General features: G+C 71.2%; 22 protein-coding genes and 2 pseudogenes. 10 read left to right on the top strand and 14 right to left on the bottom strand.

Annotated features, from left to right (window positions below; all coding sequences use genetic code 11):
• Window positions 1–6: 6 nt before the first annotated feature.
• The 3 genes from OIE67_RS19695 to OIE67_RS19685 all read right to left on the bottom strand — a co-directional run bounded on the left by OIE67_RS19695 (window position 7) and on the right by OIE67_RS19685 (window position 3038).
• Window positions 7–1386 carry a UDP-N-acetylmuramoyl-tripeptide--D-alanyl-D-alanine ligase gene (locus OIE67_RS19695; RefSeq protein WP_407674870.1) on the bottom strand — a complete coding sequence of 460 codons (1380 nt, stop codon included), beginning with the start codon at window positions 1384–1386 and terminating at the stop codon, window positions 7–9.
• Window positions 1383–2339: a D-alanine--D-alanine ligase family protein gene (locus tag OIE67_RS19690; RefSeq protein WP_326642368.1), complete on the bottom strand. Its 957-nt coding sequence runs from the start codon at window positions 2337–2339 to the stop codon at window positions 1383–1385. The genes OIE67_RS19695 and OIE67_RS19690 overlap by 4 nt, the downstream gene beginning before the upstream one ends.
• Window positions 2340–2453: 114 nt before the next feature.
• On the bottom strand, window positions 2454–3038 hold the full coding sequence (locus OIE67_RS19685) for a TetR/AcrR family transcriptional regulator (RefSeq protein WP_326642365.1): 585 nt from the start codon (window positions 3036–3038) through the stop codon (window positions 2454–2456).
• Between the two features lie 83 nt (window positions 3039–3121).
• Between OIE67_RS19685 and OIE67_RS19680 the strand changes: the two genes are divergently transcribed.
• Both OIE67_RS19680 and OIE67_RS19675 read left to right on the top strand, forming a co-directional pair.
• Window positions 3122–3895 (top strand): oxidoreductase, encoded by a 774-nt coding sequence (locus tag OIE67_RS19680; RefSeq protein ID WP_326642363.1) that lies wholly within the window; start codon window positions 3122–3124, stop codon window positions 3893–3895.
• A gap of 33 nt (window positions 3896–3928) precedes the next feature.
• Window positions 3929–4276 (top strand): VOC family protein, encoded by a 348-nt coding sequence (locus tag OIE67_RS19675; protein WP_326642361.1) that lies wholly within the window; start codon window positions 3929–3931, stop codon window positions 4274–4276.
• 9 nt (window positions 4277–4285) lie between these two features.
• Here OIE67_RS19675 and OIE67_RS19670 read toward each other — a convergent pair whose 3' ends face one another.
• A complete protein-coding gene (locus OIE67_RS19670) occupies window positions 4286–4882 on the bottom strand; it encodes a TetR/AcrR family transcriptional regulator (protein WP_326642359.1) in 597 nt (198 codons plus the stop codon).
• Window positions 4883–4991: 109 nt separating this feature from the next.
• Here OIE67_RS19670 and OIE67_RS19665 point away from each other — a divergent pair, with 109 nt between their 5' ends.
• The gene (locus OIE67_RS19665; protein WP_326642357.1) at window positions 4992–5807 is read left to right on the top strand and encodes an SDR family NAD(P)-dependent oxidoreductase; all 816 of its coding nucleotides are present in this window, start codon (window positions 4992–4994) and stop codon (window positions 5805–5807) included.
• Between the two features lie 35 nt (window positions 5808–5842).
• Here the strand turns inward: OIE67_RS19665 and OIE67_RS19660 are convergent, their stop codons facing one another.
• A complete protein-coding gene (locus OIE67_RS19660; protein WP_326642355.1) occupies window positions 5843–6577 on the bottom strand; it encodes a phosphotransferase enzyme family protein in 735 nt (244 codons plus the stop codon).
• A gap of 2 nt (window positions 6578–6579) precedes the next feature.
• Window positions 6580–6825: pseudogene (locus OIE67_RS19655) on the bottom strand (response regulator transcription factor); the annotation flags it as partial.
• Window positions 6826–6888: 63 nt separating this feature from the next.
• Between OIE67_RS19655 and OIE67_RS19650 the strand changes: the two are divergent.
• Entirely contained in the window at window positions 6889–7725 is an 837-nt protein-coding gene (locus OIE67_RS19650; protein ID WP_326642352.1) for a pentapeptide repeat-containing protein, read from the top strand.
• Window positions 7726–8050: 325 nt separating this feature from the next.
• Here OIE67_RS19650 and OIE67_RS19645 read toward each other — a convergent pair whose 3' ends face one another.
• Window positions 8051–9001 carry a helix-turn-helix transcriptional regulator gene (locus OIE67_RS19645; RefSeq protein ID WP_326642350.1) on the bottom strand — a complete coding sequence of 317 codons (951 nt, stop codon included), beginning with the start codon at window positions 8999–9001 and terminating at the stop codon, window positions 8051–8053.
• A gap of 170 nt (window positions 9002–9171) precedes the next feature.
• On the opposite strand from OIE67_RS19645, the gene OIE67_RS19640 reads away from it, so the two are divergent.
• From OIE67_RS19640 to OIE67_RS19630, 3 genes are all read left to right on the top strand, one after another.
• Window positions 9172–9621 carry a carboxymuconolactone decarboxylase family protein gene (locus OIE67_RS19640; RefSeq protein ID WP_326642348.1) on the top strand — a complete coding sequence of 150 codons (450 nt, stop codon included), beginning with the start codon at window positions 9172–9174 and terminating at the stop codon, window positions 9619–9621.
• Between the two features lie 177 nt (window positions 9622–9798).
• Window positions 9799–10398, top strand: coding sequence for a YdeI/OmpD-associated family protein (locus tag OIE67_RS19635; protein ID WP_326642346.1), 600 nt, complete (start codon window positions 9799–9801; stop codon window positions 10396–10398).
• Between the two features lie 242 nt (window positions 10399–10640).
• A complete protein-coding gene (locus tag OIE67_RS19630) occupies window positions 10641–10871 on the top strand; it encodes a hypothetical protein (RefSeq protein ID WP_326642344.1) in 231 nt (76 codons plus the stop codon).
• A gap of 27 nt (window positions 10872–10898) precedes the next feature.
• Here OIE67_RS19630 and OIE67_RS19625 read toward each other — a convergent pair whose 3' ends face one another.
• Both OIE67_RS19625 and OIE67_RS19620 read right to left on the bottom strand, forming a co-directional pair.
• Window positions 10899–11573, bottom strand: coding sequence for a TetR/AcrR family transcriptional regulator C-terminal domain-containing protein (locus tag OIE67_RS19625; RefSeq protein WP_326642342.1), 675 nt, complete (start codon window positions 11571–11573; stop codon window positions 10899–10901).
• 9 nt (window positions 11574–11582) lie between these two features.
• The gene (locus OIE67_RS19620) at window positions 11583–11885 is read right to left on the bottom strand and encodes a hypothetical protein (protein WP_326642340.1); all 303 of its coding nucleotides are present in this window, start codon (window positions 11883–11885) and stop codon (window positions 11583–11585) included.
• A gap of 26 nt (window positions 11886–11911) precedes the next feature.
• Between OIE67_RS19620 and OIE67_RS19615 the strand changes: the two are divergent.
• Window positions 11912–12559: pseudogene (locus tag OIE67_RS19615) on the top strand (hypothetical protein); the annotation flags it as partial.
• 323 nt (window positions 12560–12882) lie between these two features.
• Here OIE67_RS19615 and OIE67_RS19610 read toward each other — a convergent pair.
• The 3 genes from OIE67_RS19610 to OIE67_RS19600 all read right to left on the bottom strand — a co-directional run bounded on the left by OIE67_RS19610 (window position 12883) and on the right by OIE67_RS19600 (window position 14741).
• Window positions 12883–13050, bottom strand: a complete 168-nt coding sequence (locus OIE67_RS19610) for a hypothetical protein (protein WP_326642338.1) — start codon at window positions 13048–13050, stop codon at window positions 12883–12885.
• Between the two features lie 171 nt (window positions 13051–13221).
• Window positions 13222–14058, bottom strand: a complete 837-nt coding sequence (locus OIE67_RS19605; protein ID WP_326642336.1) for a M55 family metallopeptidase — start codon at window positions 14056–14058, stop codon at window positions 13222–13224.
• A 110-nt stretch (window positions 14059–14168) separates the two neighbouring features.
• Window positions 14169–14741, bottom strand: a complete 573-nt coding sequence (locus OIE67_RS19600; protein ID WP_326642334.1) for a TetR/AcrR family transcriptional regulator — start codon at window positions 14739–14741, stop codon at window positions 14169–14171.
• Window positions 14742–14885: 144 nt separating this feature from the next.
• On the opposite strand from OIE67_RS19600, the gene OIE67_RS19595 reads away from it, so the two are divergent.
• A complete protein-coding gene (locus OIE67_RS19595; protein WP_326642332.1) occupies window positions 14886–15623 on the top strand; it encodes an SDR family oxidoreductase in 738 nt (245 codons plus the stop codon).
• A gap of 314 nt (window positions 15624–15937) precedes the next feature.
• Here the strand turns inward: OIE67_RS19595 and OIE67_RS19590 are convergent, their stop codons facing one another.
• Together OIE67_RS19590 and OIE67_RS19585 are read right to left on the bottom strand one after the other, a co-directional pair.
• Window positions 15938–16834 carry a TauD/TfdA family dioxygenase gene (locus OIE67_RS19590; protein ID WP_326642330.1) on the bottom strand — a complete coding sequence of 299 codons (897 nt, stop codon included), beginning with the start codon at window positions 16832–16834 and terminating at the stop codon, window positions 15938–15940.
• 186 nt (window positions 16835–17020) lie between these two features.
• Entirely contained in the window at window positions 17021–17755 is a 735-nt protein-coding gene (locus OIE67_RS19585) for a Clp protease N-terminal domain-containing protein (protein WP_326642328.1), read from the bottom strand.
• 258 nt (window positions 17756–18013) lie between these two features.
• Here OIE67_RS19585 and OIE67_RS19580 point away from each other — a divergent pair, with 258 nt between their 5' ends.
• Entirely contained in the window at window positions 18014–18325 is a 312-nt protein-coding gene (locus OIE67_RS19580) for an HflX-like GTP-binding protein (protein ID WP_326642326.1), read from the top strand.
• The last annotated feature ends 13 nt before the right edge of the window (window positions 18326–18338 follow it).

Raw genomic sequence — 18338 nt, 5'->3', positions numbered from 1 at the left:
GGGTGGTCAGGCGCCGGCCAGCGCGCGGGCGCAGGCCCCGAGGCCGACCTCGCTGGAGGCCTTGACGAACACGACGTCTCCCGGCCGGAGCAGGGCGGTGGCCAGCGTGACGGCTGCGGGCACGTCCTCGACGGCGTGGACGGACACGTTCCGTCCTGAGGCGGCCGCTTCGCCCGCCATCGCGACCGGATCTCCAGGTCCGACCGCGATCAGCAGGTCGAAGCCGAGCTCGGCGACGAGCCGGCCGATCTCCGCGTGCCGGGCGCGCGAGGCTTCCGCCTGCTGCCCCATCGCGCCGAGCACGGCGACGGTACGCCGGTTCCCGGCCAGGGCTTTCGCCGCCCGCAGCCCGGCCCGCATGGATTCGGGGCTGGCGTTGTAGGCGTCGTCGACGACGGTGACGCCGTCGGCGCGTTCGACGATCTCCAGCCGGCCGGACGAGCGCCGCCTGGCCGCGTTCAGGCCGGCGGCGATCTCGGCCGCGTCCAGCCCGAGCACGGTCGCGACGGCGGCGGCCGCGACGGCGTTGCCCACCTGGTGCTCGCCGATGAGGTCGAGCTCGACGGGGGCGCGGCCGGAGGGCGTCACCAGCTCGAACGCGGTCCGCCCGCGCCCGGCCGGCCGCACGTCCTCGGCCCGCACCGGCGCCTCCGGCGACCGGCCGTAACGCACGATCCGCGCCCCGGTGCGGCCCGCCATGCCCATGACGTACGGGTCGTCGGCGTTGAGCACGGCGAACCCGTCGGCAGGAAGGGCCGCGACCAGCTCGCCCTTGGCCTCGGCGATGTCGGCGGGCCCGGCTCCCATGCGCTCCACGTGCGCGCTGCCGACGTTGAGCACCAGCCCGACCTGGGGCGGCGCGATCCCGGTCAGGTACGTCAGGTCGCCCTTGCGGCCCGCGCCCATCTCCAGCACCAGGTAACGGGTGCCGGCGTCGGCCCGCAGCACGGTGAGCGGCAGCCCGAGCTCGTTGTTGAACGACCGGTCGGTGGCGACCGTCGCCGCGTGCCGTTCGAGCACCTGGGCCAGCAGGTCCTTGGTGGTGGTCTTGCCCACGGAGCCGGTCAGGCCGATCACCGTGGGGCCGATGCGGCCGAGCACGTGCCTGGCCAGCAGGCCGAGCGCGACCTGGATGTCCTCGACCACGAGCGCGGGCACGCCCACGGGTCTGGAAGCGAGCACGGCGACGGCGCCGGCCGCGACGGCGACCCCCGCGTAGTCGTGCCCGTCCACGCGGGCGCCGGCCGTCGCGGCGAAGAGCCCGCCGGGGACCACCTCGCGCGAGTCGACCGCCGCGGGCGCCGTCACCCGTGCCCGCGGATCCGGTACGTCGTGCGTGGTCGCGCCGACGACCTGGGCGATCTCGTCCAGTGTCATGGGGATCACGAGCCGCTCCTGGCGAACGCGAGGTCGATGAGGCGGCGCAGCAGCTCCGGGTACGGGACGCCGCTCGCGGCCCACGCCCTGGCGTAGACGGAACGGGCGGTGAAGCCGGGCATGGTGTTGATCTCCAGCAGGCAGAGGCGTCCGGTGTCCTGCTCGTAGAGGAGGTCGGCCCGGGCCAGGCCGTAGCCGTCGATCGCCCGGAAGGCGCGCAGCGACAGCTCGCGCACGTCCTCGGCCACCCGTTCCGGCAGTTCGGCGGGGATGGTGGCGATCTCGGCCCGGCTGAGGTATTTGGCCTCGTAGTCCAGCCAGTCGCCGGGCACGATGAGCTCGCCGGGCACCGACGCCTGCGGCGTGTCGTGGTCGCCGAGCACGCCGCAGATGATCTCGCGGGCGCGCACCTCCTGCTCGACGACGACCGTCCGGTCGTGGGCGAGCGCCAGTTCCACGCCCGCGCGCAGCTCGTCCATGGTGGTGACCCGGGAGACGCCGATGGAGGAGCCCAGGCCGGCCGGTTTGACGTACATCGGCCAGTCGAGCGACTTCACCAGGCCCCAGGGGTCGGTGGTGGCGCGCCACTCGTGCTCGGTGAACCACATGTGCGGGGTGATCGGGATGCCCTCCGCGAGGAACGCGCGCCGCATCGCCACTTTGTTCATCGCCACGGCCGAGGCCAGGACGCCGCAGCCGACGTACGGGATGCCCAGCGTCTCCAGGTGACCCTGCACGACGCCGTCCTCGCCGAACGGGCCGTGCAGCACGGGGAAGACCACGTCCGCCTGGTCGCGGTCGAGCCGGGCCGGCCATCTGCCCTGCCGGTCGATGATGACGGCGACGGGCTCGTACAGGTCCCTCGGCAGGGCGTCCAGCACCGCCTGCGCCGACTGCAGCGACACCTCGTGCTCGGCGGACGGCCCGCCCGCCAGCACAGCCACGCGCACGCGTTCAGTCACGATCGATCAGCCTTCCTGTGGTACGAGAAGCCCCGGTCCCGTCATCCGGAACCGGGCCTCCACCACTGTCGGCCGTCCGTGTCCCTGCCCCGTCAGCGCCGTGTCATGGTTGTGTCACGGGCGTGATCCCGCCGTGGACGCCGCGTCGTGGCGCAGGCCGTCGTACAGGATGGTGGCGATCCGGATCGCGTCCTCCTGCCAGCCGTTCGCGCGCATCGAGCAGATGCCGCCGAGGCCGCGCAGCACGACGCGCCCGCTGACGCCGTCGCGGATCAGGCCGGCCGCGGCGCCCGTGGCGAGGAGGTCGTCGAGGGCGCGGGCCATCTCGGTGCGCGCGTCGTCGAAGACCGGTGAGTCGGTCGCCATGATGCTCTCCAGCGCCTCACCCATCCCCTTGCTCACCGCAGAGTGCTCCACGAGCAGCAGCAGGAAGGCGCGCAGGGCCTCGTCGGGGGAGTGCCGGGCGAGCAGCCGGGCGGGGGCCGCGCAGAGTTCGGCGACCTCCTGGCGGTACACCTCGGCGACGAGCGCCTCGCGCGTGTCGAAGTGGCGGTACAGGGTGCCGACGGCCACGCCGGCGCGGCGGGCGATCTCCTCCACGTGGGCGTCGTCGTCGGCGAGGAACGCCTCCCGCGCCGCCTCCAGGAGCGCTTCGCGGTTGCGGCGGGCGTCGGCACGCAGCGGACGTGGTGACGGCAACAGTCCTCCCTAAGGTGAGTCCGACTCCGTTTGGTGTGTACAGTTTCCGGAGTCGAGTTCACCTTACCGAAGGAGTCACCCTCATGACGATCGACCACGAAGAGCTGACCGGGCTGCGCGTGCTGGTGACCGGCGCGAGCCGCGGGCTCGGGCTGGCCACGGCGCGCCGCTTCGCCGCGGCCGGCGCCACCGTGCTGACGGCCTCGCGTACCGCGCCCCCTGACGACCTGGCCGCCACCTTCATCCCCGCCGACCTGCGCTCCGCGGAGGGGGCGGCCGAGCTCGGGCGGCGCGCGGTGGAGAGCGCCGGGGGCATCGACGTCCTGGTCGACAACGCCGGGGCCGAGTCCCGGCCGGCGCCGACCCTGGAGCGTTCCGACGCGTCATGGCTGGCCGACCTGGAGATGAACCTGCTCAGCGCGGTCCGGCTGGACCGGGCCCTCGTCCCCGGGATGGTCGAGCGCGGCTCCGGCGTCGTGGTGCACGTCTCCTCCATCGCCAGCCACATCCCCCAGCCCCATGAGGCGTCGTACGCGGCGTCGAAGGCGGCCCTCAACGCCTACAGCCGCGAGCTGGCGACGGCGGTGGGCACGCGCGGCGTGCGCGTGGTGTGCGTCCTGCCGGGCTTCGTCGTCACCGAAGGAGCGGCGGAGCACCTGCGGCACCTGGCCGACGACCAGGGCGTGAGCGTCGAGGAGGTGCAGCGGCGGCTGGTGGAGCGCCTGCGGGTGCCGATGGGGCGGCCGGGGCGGCCCGAGGACGTCGCGGAGCTGATCGCGTTCCTCGCCTCCGACCGCGGCCGATGGCTCACCGGCGCCCAGTACCGGGTGGACGGCGGCATCATCCCCGTCGTCTGAGCCGTGTTCCGTACCTGATCAGAGGAGGACATCATGACCTTCAGCCTCACGTCGCTCGTCGTGGACGCCGCGGACCTGGAGAGCGAGAGCTCGTTCTGGCACCGGCTGCTCGGCGGCACGATCACGAGGACGGCGACGCACCACTTCCTGCGGATCGACGGCTTCCCCGTGATCGTGATCCAGCACGCTCCCGGGCAGGCGCCGCCGCGCTGGCCCGGCGGCTCCTCCCAGCAGCTGCACGTCGACCTCGCCAGCGACGACGCGGCGGCCGCGGACGAGCGGGTGCGTGCCGCCGGCGGCACGCGGCTGAGCCCGGCCGACGCCTCCGCGCGGGTGTACGCGAGCCCGGCCGGACATCCCTTCTGCGTCCGCCCGTCCTGAAGGGCCAGGTCAGACCGGTTTCATGGCCTTGAGGAAGGCTTCGACGAGGGCGTCGGCGTATTGCGGGGTGAGCGGGCCGGTGCGGAGCAGCCAGCGCTGGTAGAGGGGCGCGTACAGCAACTCGAGGGCCAGGTCGAGGTCCGCGTCCGCGGCGAGTTGCCCGGCCCGCTGCGCGCTGCGCAGCCGGTCCTTCTTGGCCTCGTCCACCGGGCCGGCCAGCTTCTCGCGATACTGGGCGGCCAGCGCGGGATCGTTGATGATCTCGGCGTTGAGCGCGCGGATCGGCCCCTCGAACGCCGGGTCGGCGAACTCGGCCACCGTCGCCCGCATCACCGTCTTGAGGTCGGCCGCCACGTCGCCGGTGTCGGGCAGCGCCATGCTCCGCTCGGGCCCGGCCTCGCTGAGGGCGAGGAACGCGTCCAGCACGACCGCGCCCCTGGAGGGCCACCAGCGGTAGATGGTCTGCTTGCCGACGCCGGCCCGGGCCGCGATGGCCTCGATGGTCAGCTTGGCATAGCCCACCTCGGAGACCAGCTCGCGGGCCGCGTCGAGGATGGCCTGCCGGGAGCGCTCGCTGCGGCGGGCGGGGTTGGGCTGCTTCACCATGACGGGGATCGTACCACATCGTGAGACGAGACGTTCCGTCTTGACAGCATCGCGAGGCGAGACGTACCGTCTTGCCTAGTTGAGGATGTATCTACAGAAAGAGGGCGTCATGAGCCGGGTGTGGTTCATCACGGGTGCGTCGCGCGGCCTGGGCCGGGCGTTCACGGAAGCGGCCCTGGAGACGGGGGACCGCGTCATCGCGGCCGCGCGGAACGTCGAGCCGCTGGCCGGCCTCGCCGCAGAGCATCCGGACCGTCTGGTACGGCTGCCGCTCGACGTGTCCGACCGGGCGGCCGTGTTCGAGGGCGTGGAGCGGGCGGTGGCTGCCTTCGGCCGGCTCGACGTCGTGGTCAACAACGCCGGGACGATGCTGCTCGGCATGGTGGAGGAGGCGACGGAAGAGCAGATCAGGGCGCACTTCGCGGTCAACCTGTTCGGCGCGCTCTGGGTCACCCAGGCCGTGCTGCCGCACCTGCGCGCCCAGGGCGGCGGCCGCATCCTCCAGGTCACGACGATGGGCACCGGCGGCGGCTTCCCGATGACCGGCCTCTACGCGGCCGGCAAGTCGGCCCTCGACTCGATCTCCGAGGCGGTGGCCATGGAGGCGGAGCAGTTCGGCGTCAAGCTCACCATCGTCCAGATGGGCGGCTACGACACCGGCCTGTTCACCGCGGGCACGACGATGACCGCCCCCGCCCCGCACTACCGGCGGTTGCGCGACCAGTTGATCGAGATGTGGGGCGACGACGCCGGTCCCGCTCCGGGCACGGCGGCGCCCGTGATCATGGAGCTGGCCGGCCTGCCGGATCCGCCGCGGCGGCTCGTCGTGGGCGGCGCCTCCTATGACATGGTGCTGGCCGGCGTCGAGGAGCGGGCGGCGGCGTACCGCGCCTGGGAGCACCTCAGCCGCAAGGCCCCCGGGTGACCCGCCGGCTCTCAGACCGGCTCTCCGCCCGGCCCTCAGACGGGCCGGACCTCGGCCAGCCGCTTGACCGCGTACGCGTCGTCCCAGCAGACGGCGGCCTCCCACGCGGCCGACGCCTGCGCGGCGACGTCGTACGCGCCTTCCTCCAGGCCGGCGGCGTTGCCGGGCAGCACCAGGTCGAGCTCGGGGACGTCGACGTGCGCCTCGTCCCAGTCGATCAGCGCGACCCGGTCCGCGGTCACCCGGACGTTGCCCAGGTTGTTGGAGTCGCCGTGGACGACACAGGTCTCCCGTCCGGCTAGCCGCGCCCACGCCGCCCGGCACCGGGCGACGCCTTCAGGCGGCATCGCGCCGAGATCGACCTTCGTGCCGGTCTCGGCGTGCAGGAGGTCGGCCGACGACCGCCAGCCCGGGCGCTGCGGCCAGCCCCGCGTCAACCGGTGCAGCTTGCGCAGCTCGCCGGCCGCACGCCGCCAGTCGTCCTCCGTCTCGGGCGGGCCGCCCTCGACGTAGGTCATCACCACCAGACCGTCGGCGAACAGCCGGCCGTCCGTCGTCGGGATCGGCACCGGAACGGTCAGACCTTCGCGGTCGAGGTACCGGAGCAGCTCGGTCTCCCACGCGAGATCGGCGTCGCTCCTGCCGCCGAGCCGCCCGACCGCGAGCCGCCCGCCGACCCGCACGCTCCACACATCGTTGGCGACCCCGCCGGTGAGCGGTTCGACGCGGGCGACGTCCGCACCCCACCGCTTGAGTGTCTCCCATCCCATGATCAGAGCTTACGGAAACCCCGGACGTGCTCGCCGTACGCTGCGCGCCTGACAGAACTGTGATCTTCTTCGCGCCTGACGACGAGGTCCGCCTCGTAGGCGGCGATGACCAGATGAACCTCGCTGCAGGCGTCGAGCTTCAGCAGCAGGCTGCTGACGTGCGTCTTGACCGTGCTCAGGGTGACGTACAGGGTCTGCGCGATCTCCGCGCTGGACAGGCCGCGCGCCACCAGGACCAGCACCTCCCGCTCGCGTTCGGGATGTCCAGGCCACGGGTCGGCCGGCTCACGTAACGCTCGATCAGCCGCCGCGTGGCGCTGGGCGCGAGCAGGAAGTCGCCGGACGCGACCGCCTGCACGCTCCTGATCAGCTCGGTCTGCGGGGTGTCCTTGAGCAGGACCGCGCTGGCGGCCGGTGCCGGGGTTGGCGCTGCGGTGATGCTGCTGCTGGCCGTGCGCCGTCAGCGGCACCAGGAGTCGACCACCGCGCACACCACGCACGACGCTGCCGAACGCCGCACCACCGAGCGGTACGCCAAGGCGGTCGAGCAGCTCGGCAGCGACCAGGCCCCGGTCCGGCTCGGCGGGCTGTACGCGCTGGACCGCCTGGCCGAGCAGACCCCCGCGCTGCGGCAGCGCGTGGTGGACGTGATCTGCGCGTACCTGCGGATGCCGTTCACCCCGCCGGCCGAGCAGGACCGGCGCGAGGAGATCCGCGCCGCCCAGCGGGCCGCCCGGACCCGCGCCCGCGCCGCCCAGAGAGCCGCTCACGCTGGAACCACCTGCCCGGCCGCGGACCGCAGCCGCGACCCGCACGAGGAACGCCAGGTGCGCCTGACCGCCCAGCGCATCCTGGAAGATCATCTGCGCCACCAGGACTCGCCCGTCCACCGCTGGTGGCAGCGCCGCACCACCGACCCCAGCCCACGCCACTGGGCTGACATCCGTCTCGATCTCACTGGCGCCATCCTCAGCGGCGTCCGCCTGAACAACTGCCGCATCAGCGAGGCCTGGTTTGTCGGGGCGACCTTCTCCGACGAGCCCGAGTTCGTCGAGACGACCTTCACCCGCTGCGCCCGATTCAACAACGCAACGGGGCTGGAGCGGGCAAAACTGAACGACGCGCGGACGGCACGTGGCGGTCGGTGAGGTCGTCCAGGGCGTGACGGACGGCCGTCCGTGCGTTCAGGGTCCTCGGGCAGGGCGCGTCGGGCGGTGTTCAGGGCGCGGGCGATGGTGGCCTGCCCGACGTCGAGGAAGGTGCGGTACCTCTCGCCACCCCGCGCCAGACGACCGGCCGCCTGAAGGGCCTCTGGGGAGGATCGGACCGGACCGCGTCTTCGCGGACCGGCAGTGCGGCGTGTCTCGTTGAGCGGACCTCGATGGAGACAGTCAAGATCGAGTTCGCACTTCATGGTGGCTGACAACATCCGTCACTGCGGGTAGCCGTGTCAGCGATCGGCGGGTGTTCGTGTTACTGGTTGTCGTTGAGGAGCTGTTGTGTGCGGGTGAGGAATGCCTGGCGGACCTCTTCTGGGTGCAGTATCTGGAGTGGCCGGCCGAGGCTGAGCAGGTAGCGGGCCAGGCCGTCGGCGTCGGGCCCGCCGATGTCGATGATCGTGGCGTCATCGCCGTCCGGGTGGTGGACGCCGACCGTTGGTGGCACCAGCCTGCGGGCCTCATCGGCCGGTACGGCCAGGCGGATGGTCACCCGCACCGGGTAGGGCCTCAGCGCGATGCCCGTGCTGACCATCTGTGCTGGATCTGGCGGGTCGGGCAGGGCGGTGGCCTGCCCGGTGGCTGTGGCATCGATGATGCGATCGGTACGGAAGGTGCGCCAGTCCTGCCGCGTCAGGTCGTAGGCGAGGAGATACCAGCGGCGGCCGGTGTAGATGAGCCGGTGGGGGTCTACTCGGCGGGTGGACGTCGTTCCGGCCCCGTCGCGGTAGGTCAACTGGGTACGCTCGCCTCGCCGGCACGCGGTGGCCAGGTCGAGGAGCAGCGCGGGGGAGATCTGGCTGTCCTCGGGTCGTGCGGTGTGGGTGAACGCGGCGTCCAGCTCGCCGAGCCGGTCGGCGATTCTGGCCGGCAGCACCTGGCGTAGTTTCAGCAGCGCCGACAGGGCTGCTTGGTCGCTGCCGGAGACTCCGCTGAAGGCGGCGGTGCGCAGCCCGACAGCGACCGCGAGGGCCTCCTCCTCGTCAAGGATCAGTGGCGGAATGCTGGTTCCGGGCCCGAGGTGGTAGCCGCCCCATGGGCCCATCTCCGATTCGATGCCGTAGCCGAGTTCACGTAGCCGGGAGATGTCCCGGCGAACCGTCCGTTCGGTGATCTCCAGTTGGGCGGCCAGATCAGCGCACGTCCAGGACTGCCGCGTTGACAGCAAAGACAGCAACTGCAGCAGTCGCGCCGAGGTGTTGACCATGGCTGACAGTCTGCTCGATAACCAGGACCGTTTCTGACCGGGTCATACCGTAACGTCGCCGGCACGACCGAGAACTCCTCGGCCGAAAAGTCCATGACGTTGACCTCCGCCAAGGTGCGTTAGATGACGGAACCGGACGGGCCGAGGTAACCGATGAAGGAGCAACACTGATGGATGCACGCATGAAGAGCGTGGCGAATTCCGACGTGATCACAGGGATCACGCATCTCCAGAAGGCGATTCACGCCGGTGGCGTCGACCCGCTCGTGCTCGAGCTGGTCCATCTGCGGGCCAGCCAGATCAACGGCTGCAGCCCGTGTGTGTTCGCCGGCGTCCAGTCGGCGAAGAAGCATGGAGAGACCGACGAGCGGCTGCACAGCGTGGTCACCTGGCGCGAGACCCCGTTCTTCACCGAGGAGGAGCGGGCAGCGCTCGCGCTGACCGAGGCCGCCACCCGGATCCAGGACGGCGCGCCGGGCGTGACCGACGAGATCTGGGACGCCGCTGCCACCCACTTCGACGAGAAGCAGATGTCGGCGATCATCTTGAACATCGCCATCACCAACTTCTTCAACCGGATCAACCACACGATCCGGGAGCAGGCTGGCAAGGCCTGGTGAAGGCGGGCGACCGTCATCCGTCCAGAGGACGTGGTGGCGACGTGGCGAAGGACGAGATCGGCCGGCTCCACCGCTGGCCGATCCAGCGCCACCGCCGGCAGGCCCCCGTTCTGGGCTCTCACCTTCGGGTGACCGCCGACAACCATCCCTTTGATGATGATCAGGGGCACAATGACGATGAGCGACGAACTACTGGAACTGACCGTTGCCGATGCCCGAGCCTGGCGGGAGTGGCTCAGCAGGCACCACGACAACTCGGCAGGGGTGTGGCTGGTCCTCGCCAAGCAGAACACGACCCGGCCCACCAGCCTGACCTATGACCAGGCGCTCGACGAAGCCCTGTGCCACGGCTGGATCGATGGCCGGCTACGACGGCGGGATGAGATCACCTTCTGCCGGCGCTTCACCCCTCGCGGAAGGCAAAGTCCCTGGTCAGCGCGGAACGTTTCCATCGTCAACCGTCTGATCGGCGAGGGCCGGATGCATCCGGCCGGAATGACAGAGGTCCAACGCGCCAAGGCCGACGGCCGCTGGGACACGGCCTACGCGGGACAAGCCGGCATCGAGGTACCAGCCGACCTGGCCGCCGCATTGGCCGCCAAACCCCAGGCGCAAGCGATGTTCGACATCCTCACCTCCCAAAACCGCTACGCCGTTCTCTATCGGATCACGAACGCCAAACGCGCCGAGACCCGAGCCCGCCGTATCACTCAGTTCGTTGACATGCTCGCCCGCGGCGAGACGATCCACCCACAAAAGCGCGCCCTCGGCAGTTGAACGCTGGACCACTCCTCTCCCCGCCTCGCTCCTCCAAGCCCACGCACATGGCGGCGCGGCGTTCGGCCAGAGCCGGAACCTTACCCAGCCCCCAAGAACCCATCATTGGCATGCTCCACGTCATCGTCGCGCTCACCCAGACCGGCCCGTAAGCACCAAGGGGTGGTCCGCGCCCGCTAGCCCTGGACCCGACCGAGTTCTGCGACAGCCTGCGCGAGGAGATGACCAGCGCCCTGGCGTAGTTGAACGACGCGCCGCCCTCCCCGGACTGGGTCCAGATCAGCGACCGCAAGGCGGGAGCGATCAAGCTGAGCTCGGAGGTGCTGGCTGAGCGGCTGATGCTGGTCATCTACGCCTGCGGCACCAACTGCGGTGTCCAGCAGATGGTCTCCGGCGCGCACGCCCACAGCGAGGTGGATCTGCGCTACGTCCGCCGCCGGCGCTACCTGACCCCGCCACAGCCGCGTCAGTAGGTCAGCGACTGTAGGGGGTGATGCTCGCTAGCCACGGTCGATGAGCACTTGGACGCCGTCAAGGATGCGATCGAGGCCGAAGTCGAGTGGATCGAGCTGGGTGGAGGTGAATGCGCCGTCGGCGATCGCCTTGGTCAGGGCGGGGAAGCGATTGCTGTGGCGGTTGAGTAGTTCGCTGGTCAGGCGGCCCCATTCGCGGTTGTGGTCCTCGTCAAAGTCGGCCCGTTGCTGGGCGAGGTTGCGTACCTGCCCGGCGATCAGCAGGAAGACCTGGTGGCGTTGGCCGGCGGTCAGACCGGTGGGTTCCAGGGCGGCAAGTGCGGCGTCCATCCAGGCGAGCTGGTGGGGGCCCATGATCTGCCGGCGCATGGCGGTGGCGGCCAGCAGCCAGGGGTGGGCCTGGTAGACCCCGCACTGGCGGTGGGCCCACGCGGAAAGCCGGGGTCGCCAGCCGGAGCCGGCGGCGACCTTGTTCATCGAGACGGTCTCCAGCCCTTCGGCGTCGGCGAGGGTCACGGCGGCTTCGGCGATGCGCTGGGGGGTGAGGCTGGGCTTGGGGCCGCGGGCGGGCTGGTCCTGTTCGCCCCACAGCAGCGCGATGCCCGTCGGCAGGTCGCGCGCCTTGCCGCAACCGTCACCGCGGTCATCACCGTCCCCGCCGCAGGCCTGCTCGGCTACCGCCAGCTCAGGCGCACCGCCCACGCCAAACGACTACGCATCAGCAGCCCGCACGGCATCGAGGAATCCGGGTTCGTCCGCATCGGCGGCATCGATCAGTGGGTCACCATCCGCGGCGAAGACCGCCGCAACCCGGTGATCCTGGAACTCCACGGCGGCCCCGGCGCCACCAACCTGATCTTCGCCTCGCGCACCCGCGACTGGGAGCGGCACTTCACGATCGTGCGGTGGGACATGCGCGGCGCAGGCAAAACCTTCGCCCACGGCGGCCCCGACGGACAGGGCGACATGAGACTGCATCGACTTGAACGCGACGCCCTGGAGGTCACCCAGCACATCCGCGCCCGCCTCGGCGTCGACAAGTCGTGCTGCTCGCCTGCTCCTTCGGCTCCATCGTCGGGCTGCGCCTGGCCCGCAACCACCCGGAGCTGTACTGCGCCTACATCGGCACCGACCAGAACATCAACGCCGGCGGCCGCGACCACACCGCCTACCGCGCACTGCTGGACCGGCTCGGCACGGCCGGCAAGCGCAAGGAACTGGCCGCCGTCACCACGATCGGCCCGGACAGATCCGCCTGGAGTATGGAGGACTGGTCGCAGTACAACAAGCACACCGTCGGCTCCGACCCGCTCACCTTCGACACCATCAAGACCGTCGTGGTCGGCTCCCTGCTGTCCTCGCCCCTGCACTCCGTGCGCGAGCTGCCTGCCTACACCAAGGCCATGAGCTTCTCCGAGCGCGTCGCGCCCGAGTCCGCGACCATCGACGAATGGGCCGAAGGCACCACGTTCGTCATACCGTTCTTCATCTTCCAGGGCGAGCGCGACGTGATCACCCCGCCCGAGCCGGTCCGGCGGTTCTTCGACGACGTCACCGCGCCCGTCAAGAACTTCTCCCTCATCCAGGACGCGAGCCACTTCGCCTCCTTCCGCCACCCCGACCGGTTCCTCGACCTGATGCTCACCAAAGTCCGGCCCCTACTCACCAGCCAACCGATCACCTGGTGAAGCGCCACAATCCTTGGCCATCACAAACCCGTCGGCCCGGCGACTGGACATCGGAGCCGCTGCTCGAGTCGCTGCGAACGCAATATGACCATTTCTGCAAGCATGCAGCGTGACGAAGATTACGCACAGCTACTTTGGGGCTCACCGCACAAACCCCAGTCCAAACCGAGGCCGGTGACAGCACAGGACGCCCGGCCGAATCGGCCGACTAAGTCACTCGCGGGTACCGCCAACGGCTGTCCTGCCAGTCAAGCCCGGACTTCCGGTGCTCAGCCCGGCTTGTCGGGCGGCGCGTCGGAGCGCGATGCGCGCTCGCCGGGCTGCTACTTGGTGACCTCGCGATAGATCCGGGCACCGTTGACCATGTCGACGCCGATGCCCGGCGTGTAGACGAGGTGGGTACCGGCGTCCCGGTCGGCGGGCATGCGGGCGCGGTCGGCGCGGGCGAGCGGGGTGCCGATGTCGCCGGTTCCGACGACCGCGATGTTCATGGGTTCTCCTGTCGGTGTCGCCGGCCTGCCGATGCAGGGCGGGCCAGGGCCGGTTCCAGGCCAGCGCCCTGTGCCAGCTCCGCTGATCGCGGCCCTCGCCAACAAGCGGGCCTGGCTTGAAATAGCGGCAGCAGGGCGCGGTGCCTCAATGTGAGCCGACCTCCCTGGGGCTCACCGTCGGGCCGCCACCGTGGCGGTCGCGTGTGCCGACAGGTGCAGGCAGGCGGAGATCAGCCTGATCAGGTCCTCGGTGCTGCCGACCTCGCGGACCAGTCCCAGGCCGCCGGAACGCCGAGCCTCGGGCACGTACATGGCGTAGTCGCAGGCCAGCGGGGTGGTGAACTCGATCTCGACGCGCAAGCTGTCCGGCACCGGCGGGCACGCCAGCCCGGCGTGACCGGCCACGGCGTCGCGGGCCGCGGCTCTGATGCGCTCGGCGGCCACCGACGGGTGCGTGGAGGTCGCCGCGTGGAAGCCCGCCGCCCGCTTCACCGGTACGGTCCGCACTCCGGGCAGCGCCTTGGCCGCCGCGGCGCAGACCAGGTCGTCGCCGGTGACCAGCCCCACGGGCACGCCCAGCGCCGCGGCGTGCAGGGCGTTGACCTCGAGTTCGCCGACCGGCGCGCCGTTCACCCGGATCTCACGGAAGGTGCCGGAGAAGCTGTGCGCCAGCACGCCGCGCTCGCCCGCCGCCGCGTGGTAGCCGACCAGCAGGGCGACCGCGTCGCCCTCCGTGATGCCCTGCATCATGGCCAGCGGTTTGGGCGAGCCGGTCACCACCTGGGCGCGCGGGTCAAGCTCGGCGTGCAGGAGGTTGTCCATGCTGCCGTGGCTGTCGTTGACCACGACCTCCCCGGCGCCGGCGTCGAAGGCGCCCCTCACGGCGGCGTCGGCCTCGGCGGTCATCAGCCGCTGGGCTCGCGCGTAGCCGGTGCCGCCGCGTACGGCCTGGTCGAGGGTCGCGACGCCCGCGACTCCTTCCATGTCGACCGAGATGAAGACTCGCATGCCCGAGATCTTAGTGTCGGCGCTGATCGAGGGCCGACCTCCTCGTCCGGCAGCGCGGGGGCGTCCGGACGGAGCGGCGTCTCAGGCGCGGGAAAGGTCTGCTCGTGGCGTCACGCGCGGACCCTGAGGCCGTCCAGGGTGAGGTCGAGCAGGCGTTCGGCCTGCTCCCGCTGCTCGGGCGCGGCCGAGGTGAGGGCGATGCCCGCCAGGGCGGCGCCCAGGTCCGCCGGGCTGATGTCGGTGCGGATCAGGTCGGCGGCCACGCAGGCGTCCATCAGGGCGGTGATGGCGTCCTGGATCATCTCCCGGCTGTGACCGTACGGGTTCTCGCCCGTGGCCGCGATGGCGCGCAGGGCGTCGGCCATGCCGAGTTTGGCGCTCACGTAGTCGAGGAAGAGGCGCGTCCAGGCGCGCAGGGCCTCGTCCGGCGCATGCTCCGCGAGCAGGCCCGGCACGGCGTCGCACAGCTGGGCCACCTCGTTGCGGTAGACCGCCTCGATCAGCGCCTCCCGGGTGGGGAAGTTGCGGTAGAGGGTGGCGGTGCCCACGCCCGCCTCCTTGGCGATGCGTTCCAGGTGGGCGTCCAGTCCGTGCTCGGCGAAGATGCCCGCCGCGGCCGTGATGATCTTGTCCCGGTTACGGCGCGCGTCGGCTCGCAACGGGCGCGGTGCGTGCTGGCTCATCGGCGGCCCGTCGTCCCCTCTCCGTCCTTGAGTTGCTAAACGGAGGAGCGCCCACTTACGCTGCAAATAAGTGGTGGCGCCTCCACTTCCACTCTAGGTCATCGGTTGGCCTGGGCACATAGCTCGGGGAAGGGATTGCTGATCATGACAGGCATCGCAGGGAAGGTGGTGGCGATCACCGGCGCCAGCAGCGGCATCGGAGCGGCTACGGCGACGTACCTCGCCGAGAGGGGCGCCCGGCTCGTGCTCGGCGCGCGCAGGAAGGACCGGCTGCGCGAGGTGGTGGCGCAGATCGCCGCCCAGGGCGGTTCGGCCGTCGGAGAGGTCGTCGACGTGACGCGCCGCGAGGACATGATGCTGCTCACGGACACGGCGATCGACCGGTACGGCCGGCTCGACGTCCTGATCTCCAACGCCGGCACCATGGCGGTTTCACCCTTCGACGACCTGCGCCAGGACGACTGGGACGCGATGGTCGCGACGCACGTCACCGGCCTGCTGAACGGCATCGGCGCGGCCCTGCCCGTCTTCCGGCGGCAACGCTCGGGCCAGTTCGTCAACGTCGCCTCCACCGCTGCCTACGTCGTCAAATCGCCGCAGGGCGTCTACGCGGCCACCAAGGCGGCGGTCAAGGTGCTGACCGAGGCGCTGCGCCAGGAGTCGGGGCCCGACCTGCGCGTCACCCTCGTCTCACCCGGGTTCACCAACACCGAGGGGGTGGGCAAGGGGGCGCCCCCCGAGGCGGCCGCGGCGATCGCCCGGCAGCGCGACGAGATCGCCATCCCGCCCTCGGCCATCGCGGCGGCGATCGGGTTCGCCATCGAGCAGCCGGCGGGCGTCGACATCAGCGAGGTCGTCGTCAGACCAACCGCCCAAGCCTGACAACCGCCGGCGAAGATTGGTCCGGATCGCGCCACCGCCCGGGCCCGCCGCTCGCCTGCCGTCACCGGCTGTGCGGCCTCCGGGCGACCGGCCGCCCTTCGCCGAGCCCCGCCGCTTCCTGCCGCCACCGGCTTCCCGGCCTCCAGGCGATCAGCCGCCCTGCGCGCCGACCCCTTCGCCGAGCCCCGTCGCTTCTTGCCGTCGCCGGCTCCCCCCAGCCTCCGGGCCGTCAGCCGTCCGGCCCGCCGAGTCCCCGCCATCATCGGTTTCCCGCCCGCCGAGCACCCATTGAGCGCCCGCTGGGCCGGCCGCCGCTACGTCGTCAGCCAGAGGCGCAGCAGGTGACGGCGGAGGTCGAGCCGGGGGTGATCGGTATAGGCGGTGCGGCTGTGCAGGACGACATGGTTGTTGAGTAACTGCAGGTCGCCGGCCCGCAGGTCCATGGTCAGCGCGAAGCGGGGGTCGCCGGTCAGCCGGTCGAGCAGCTCCATCACCTCCGTCTGGGCGGGGGTGAGCGGCGGCACGCCGGGGCCGCGCAGCGCCGAGCGGAGGTAGTCGGGCCCGTAGGCGATGGAGACCCCGCCGCCCGGACGCGAGGTGCACAGCGGCTTGGCGTAGAAGCTGTCGGGGCCGTCCCCGGTGCGGCGGTCGTGCCACCACGGCTGGTAGAGCACCTGGGCCAGGTCGGGGCGGGTGCGTACGAGCTCGTTGTGCACGGCGACGGAGCTGACGATGGAGCTGAGCCCGCCGGACCGCGCCGGACGCAGGCACAGCAGCGCGACGGCGTCATAGGGGTCGCTGTGGTAACCGAGCCGTCCACTGTGCTGGTAACTGCGGGTGACGGCGCCGGCCGGGTCGGCGCCGGTGTCGCGTACGTGTCTCAGCGGCGCCCCGTCCGGGCCCTGCGGGATGATCTGCCCGATGTGCCCGGCCAGACCCAGCGCGGCGGCCTCGCACTCCCGCGCGCTCAGCTCACCCACCGGCACGCCCCGCAGCAGCACGAACCCGCGGCCGTGCACGAGCCGCTCACGCACATCCCGCAGGACGGAGCCGAGCGTCGGCAGCGGGAATCGTCCGTCGCCCGGCCCGGCTCTCACGGCGTCGATGATCTCCCTCGCGTGTCGCTCGCCGAGATGTATCTGCCAGTCATCGCTGTCGCGGACCTCCGCCGCCAGCCAGCCGGCCGGTCCACGCACCTCCGTCACCGCCATCGCGCTGATGCCCCCTTCCGCCGCCCGGTGCCTCGCCTCCTCAACGATCGCCCGTCGATCCGCCGTACGGCACCCGTCATCGCCCACGGCGGAACGTCTTCGCCGAGAGCGCAAGGCCGACAGTGGGAAGGCCAACAGCGCACGGTCGCGGCTCAGCGGGCCGGGGCGAAGGCGGCCGGTGCGGGATCACGTGTCCTTCGAGCGCAGCATCCGTTCGACCGCGGGTACGATCTCCGCCTCCGCGGGCTGCTTGGCCACGCCGAGCCCGGCCAGCGTGCGCACCACCGGTGCGTCGTCCAGCGACAGGATGCCGAGCAGGAGGTGCTCGGTGCCGACGAAGTCGTGTTCGAGGCGCAGCGCCTCGCGCGCGGCCAGGTCCAGGGCCTTCCTGCCCTGCGCGGTGAACGGCGTCGGCTGGGAGCCCGGCCCGTCGCCGGGGCCGAGCTCGGCCGTGACGGCCTCCCTGACCGCGTCCAGGGAGGCGCCGAGCGCCACCATGGTCGTGGCGGCCAGCCCCTCGGGCTCGCGCAACAGGCCCAGCACCAGGTGCCCGGCCTCGATGTGGGCGTGACCACCCGTACGGGCCTCCTCCTGCGCCTTGACGAGGACGCTGCGCGCCTTGTCGGTGAAGCGGGAGAAGGTACGCAGATCGTCCTGGAGGGGCCGGGAGTTTCCGCTGCTCTTGGGCACGAAACGCTTCTGCACGGCCTGCTTGCTGACGCCCATGCTGTGGCCGATGTCGGTCCACGAGGCGCCGGAGCGCCTGGCCTGGTCGACGAAGTGGCCGATGAGGTGGTCGGCGATCTCGCCGATGTGCTCGGCCAGGGTGACGGCGTCGGACAGCTCGCCGAGGGGGTCTCCGTCCGGGTGGCGGTCCTTGATCGTGGTGATGAGATCGTCGAGTCGCACGTTGCTCTGCATGCCGTCAACCATAGGTTGACGCACTCAGATCGTCAACCCTGGGTTGACGCAATGAGCTTCCGGGTTGCCGGGGGCACAGGTGCGAACGGGTTCGACTCTCCCGGCGCCCGAATCTAAGCTGCTGAGGTGCGTGGTGAGCGGAAGCGCCGGAGGGCTGGGCGACCATCTCCTGTACGTGCCCCCAAAGACGTCATCGAGGGCGGTGATGTCCTTCTCGCAGGTCTTTTCTCCGCCAGGCGGAAGGATCACCTGGCGTGTATGGATGCTCTGGCGGGAGAGGTGTCCGCTCTGGGCGGCCGGGTCGTCGGATGCTTCGTCCAGCGGCGGGGAATCTCGGGCGGGAAGAAGGGACAGGCTCCCGGGGGGAGGGACAACATGGACCTGCCGTACTCCTCCAGGACGCTCATGAGCACGGGGAAGGTCCGCGAGATCGCTCAGGATCGCGCGGAGGCGGATGCCCTGGCGGTGGTGTTCTTCAATCCGCTGACCGGCAGGCAGCGCACCGTTCTCGGCGAACTCCTCGGCTGCCCGGTGTTCAGCCGCACGGATCTCCAGCCGCCTGGGGCATGAGCTTCCCGGGCCG

Origin of the sequence: Nonomuraea fuscirosea, assembly GCF_035917475.1 — a bacterium.
GTDB lineage: Bacteria > Actinomycetota > Actinomycetes > Streptosporangiales > Streptosporangiaceae > Nonomuraea > Nonomuraea fuscirosea.
The sequence above is the reverse complement of the archived record's forward strand: the minus strand, read 5'-3'. Positions and strand labels throughout refer to the sequence as shown.

Excerpts from the sequence above, each read along its gene's own strand:
- OIE67_RS19680 (WP_326642363.1), top strand. The coding sequence starts at position 3,122 with ATGACGATCGACCACGAAGAGCTGACCGGGCTGCGCGTGCTGGTGACC.
- OIE67_RS19675 (WP_326642361.1), top strand. The coding sequence starts at position 3,929 with ATGACCTTCAGCCTCACGTCGCTCGTCGTGGACGCCGCGGACCTGGAG.
- OIE67_RS19670 (WP_326642359.1), bottom strand. The coding sequence starts at position 4,882 with ATGGTGAAGCAGCCCAACCCCGCCCGCCGCAGCGAGCGCTCCCGGCAG.
- OIE67_RS19665 (WP_326642357.1), top strand. The coding sequence starts at position 4,992 with ATGAGCCGGGTGTGGTTCATCACGGGTGCGTCGCGCGGCCTGGGCCGG.
- OIE67_RS19660 (WP_326642355.1), bottom strand. The coding sequence starts at position 6,577 with ATGGGATGGGAGACACTCAAGCGGTGGGGTGCGGACGTCGCCCGCGTC.
- OIE67_RS19645 (WP_326642350.1), bottom strand. The coding sequence starts at position 9,001 with ATGGTCAACACCTCGGCGCGACTGCTGCAGTTGCTGTCTTTGCTGTCA.
- OIE67_RS19640 (WP_326642348.1), top strand. The coding sequence starts at position 9,172 with ATGGATGCACGCATGAAGAGCGTGGCGAATTCCGACGTGATCACAGGG.
- OIE67_RS19635 (WP_326642346.1), top strand. The coding sequence starts at position 9,799 with ATGAGCGACGAACTACTGGAACTGACCGTTGCCGATGCCCGAGCCTGG.
- OIE67_RS19610 (WP_326642338.1), bottom strand. The coding sequence starts at position 13,050 with ATGAACATCGCGGTCGTCGGAACCGGCGACATCGGCACCCCGCTCGCC.
- OIE67_RS19605 (WP_326642336.1), bottom strand. The coding sequence starts at position 14,058 with ATGCGAGTCTTCATCTCGGTCGACATGGAAGGAGTCGCGGGCGTCGCG.
- OIE67_RS19600 (WP_326642334.1), bottom strand. The coding sequence starts at position 14,741 with ATGAGCCAGCACGCACCGCGCCCGTTGCGAGCCGACGCGCGCCGTAAC.
- OIE67_RS19595 (WP_326642332.1), top strand. The coding sequence starts at position 14,886 with ATGACAGGCATCGCAGGGAAGGTGGTGGCGATCACCGGCGCCAGCAGC.
- OIE67_RS19590 (WP_326642330.1), bottom strand. The coding sequence starts at position 16,834 with ATGGCGGTGACGGAGGTGCGTGGACCGGCCGGCTGGCTGGCGGCGGAG.
- OIE67_RS19585 (WP_326642328.1), bottom strand. The coding sequence starts at position 17,755 with ATGCAGAGCAACGTGCGACTCGACGATCTCATCACCACGATCAAGGAC.
- OIE67_RS19580 (WP_326642326.1), top strand. The coding sequence starts at position 18,014 with ATGGATGCTCTGGCGGGAGAGGTGTCCGCTCTGGGCGGCCGGGTCGTC.